1 rRNA gene is annotated in these 3,076 nt (G+C 50.0%); it reads left to right on the forward strand.

Annotation, left to right across the window (positions count from 1 at the left end):
- The first annotated feature begins 19 nt into the window (after positions 1-19).
- Positions 20-2,913 (forward strand): 23S ribosomal RNA (locus L6C30_RS14395).
- The last annotated feature ends 163 nt before the right edge of the window (positions 2,914-3,076 follow it).

A 3,076-nucleotide genomic window follows, 5' to 3' on the forward strand; every position in this document is an offset into this window, starting at 1 on the left:
CGACTGTTTGGGGTTGTATAGTCAAGTAATTAAGTGCATGTGGTGGATGCCTTGGCAGTCAGAGGCGAAGAAAGACGTGATAGCCTGCGAAAAGCTCCGGGGAGGCGGCAAATATCCTTTGATCCGGAGATATCTGAATGGGGGAACCCACCTACCTTAAGGTAGGTATTGCAACATGAATACATAGTGTTGCAAGGCGAACGAGGGGAAGTGAAACATCTCAGTACCCTTAGGAAAAGAAATCAATTGAGATTCCCTCAGTAGCGGCGAGCGAAAGGGGAAAAGCCCATTAAGTTATGTGTGTTTTAGTGGAATGCTCTGGGAAGTGCAACCATAGTGGGTGATAGTCCTGTACACGAAAGGGCACACATAATGATGACGAGTAGGGCGAGGCACGTGAAACCTTGTCTGAATATGGGGGGACCATCCTCCAAGGCTAAATACTCCTGACTGACCGATAGTGAACCAGTACCGTGAGGGAAAGGCGAAAAGAACCCCTGTGAGGGGAGTGAAATAGATCCTGAAACCGCATGCATACAAGCAGTGGGAGCCGACTTGTTCGGTGACTGCGTACCTTTTGTATAATGGGTCAGCGACTTATATTCAGTAGCGAGGTTAACCGAATAGGGGAGCCGTAGAGAAATCGAGTCTTAATAGGGCGTATAGTTGCTGGGTATAGACCCGAAACCGGGTGATCTATCCATGAGCAGGTTGAAGGTTGGGTAACACTAACTGGAGGACCGAACCCACTGTCGTTGAAAAGCCAGGGGATGACTTGTGGATAGGGGTGAAAGGCTAATCAAACTCGGTGATAGCTGGTTCTCCCCGAAAGCTATTTAGGTAGCGCCTCGGACGAATACCATTGGGGGTAGAGCACTGTTTCGGCTAGGGGGTCATCCCGACTTACCAAACCGATGCAAACTCCGAATACCAATGAGTACTATCCGGGAGACAGACTGCGGGTGCTAACGTCCGTAGTCAAGAGGAAAACAATCCAGACCGCCAGCTAAGGCCCCAAAATCATAGTTAAGTGGGAAACGATGTGGGAAGGCATAGACAGCTAGGAGGTTGGCTTAGAAGCAGCCACCCTTTAAAGAAAGCGTAATAGCTCACTAGTCGAGTCGGCCTGCGCGGAAGATGTAACGGGGCTAAAACTATGTGCCGAAGCTGCGGATGCATAATTTATTATGCGTGGTAGGGGAGCGTTCTGTAAGCCGAAGAAGGTGTATTGAGAAGTATGCTGGAGGTATCAGAAGTGCGAATGCTGACGTGAGTAACGACAAAACGGGTGAAAAACCCGTTCGCTGAAAGACCAAGGGTTCCAGTCCAACGTTAATCGGGGCTGGGTGAGTCGACCCCTAAGGCGAGGCCGAGAGGCGTAGTCGATGGGAAATTGGTTAATATTCCAATACTTCAGTGTAATGCGATGAGAGGACGGAGAAGGTTAAGTCAGCCTGGCGTTGGTAGTCCAGGTGAAAGGAAGTAGGCATGCATCTTAGGCAAATCCGGGGTGCTCTATGCTGAGATCTGATAGCAAGCTGTACTTGTACAGTGAAGTGGCTGATACCCTGCTTCCAGGAAAAGTCTCTAAGCTTCAGTTACACTGGAATCGTACCCGAAACCGACACAGGTGGTCAGGTCGAGTAGACCAAAGCGCTTGAGAGAACTCTGCTGAAGGAACTAGGCAAAATGGTACCGTAACTTCGGGAGAAGGTACGCTGTTGACGGTGATGGGACTTGCTCCCTGAGCGGTTGACAGCCTCAGAAACCAGGCCGCTGCAACTGTTTATTAAAAACATAGCACTCTGCAAACACGAAAGTGGACGTATAGGGTGTGATGCCTGCCCGGTGCTGGAAGGTTAATTGATGGGGTTAGCGTAAGCGAAGCTCTTGATCGAAGCCCCAGTAAACGGCGGCCGTAACTATAACGGTCCTAAGGTAGCGAAATTCCTTGTCGGGTAAGTTCCGACCTGCACGAATGGCATAATGATGGCGGCGCTGTCTCCAGCAGAGGCTCAGTGAAATCGAATTCGCCGTGAAGATGCGGTGTACCCGCGGCTAGACGGAAAGACCCCGTGAACCTTTACTGCAGCTTGACATTGAACTTTGACCTTACTTGTGTAGGATAGGTGGGAGGCTTTGAAACTTGGACGCTAGTCCGAGTGGAGCCGTCCTTGAAATACCACCCTGGTAATGTTGAGGTTCTAACTCTGTCCCGTTATCCGGGACGAGGACCATGTCTGGTGGGTAGTTTGACTGGGGCGGTCTCCTCCTAAAGAGTAACGGAGGAGTACGAAGGTGCGCTCAGCGTGGTCGGAAATCACGCGTAGAGTATAAAGGCAAAAGCGCGCTTAACTGCGAGACCCACAAGTCGAGCAGGTACGAAAGTAGGTCTTAGTGATCCGGTGGTTCTGTATGGAAGGGCCATCGCTCAACGGATAAAAGGTACTCTGGGGATAACAGGCTGATACCGCCCAAGAGTTCATATCGACGGCGGTGTTTGGCACCTCGATGTCGGCTCATCTCATCCTGGGGCTGAAGCAGGTCCCAAGGGTATGGCTGTTCGCCATTTAAAGAGGTACGCGAGCTGGGTTTAGAACGTCGTGAGACAGTTCGGTCCCTATCTACCGTGGGCGCTGGAAATTTGAGAGGATCTGCTCCTAGTACGAGAGGACCAGAGTGGACGAACCTCTGGTGTACCGGTTGTGACGCCAGTCGCATCGCCGGGTAGCTATGTTCGGAAGGGATAACCGCTGAAAGCATCTAAGCGGGAAGCCTACCTCAAGATAAGATTTCCCCGAGGCTTTATGCCTCCTAAAGAGCCGTTGAAGACTACGACGTTGATAGGTTGGATGTGGAAGCATAGCGATATGTGAAGCTGACCAATACTAATTGCTCGTGAGGCTTGACTATACAACACCCAAACAGTTGGGGTTGAATGCTCAATCGATTTCATATTGATCTAACGATCAGACGAAAACTTGATTTAGTTAAGGCTAAACAATAAAATTCAGACCCAATAGCCAACCTGTTAATAACTCATTTGGAACCAAGTAAGGCATTACATGCAAAAGCA

This window comes from Acinetobacter sp. KAM396, assembly GCF_021602765.1.
Lineage (GTDB): Bacteria > Pseudomonadota > Gammaproteobacteria > Pseudomonadales > Moraxellaceae > Acinetobacter > Acinetobacter towneri_A.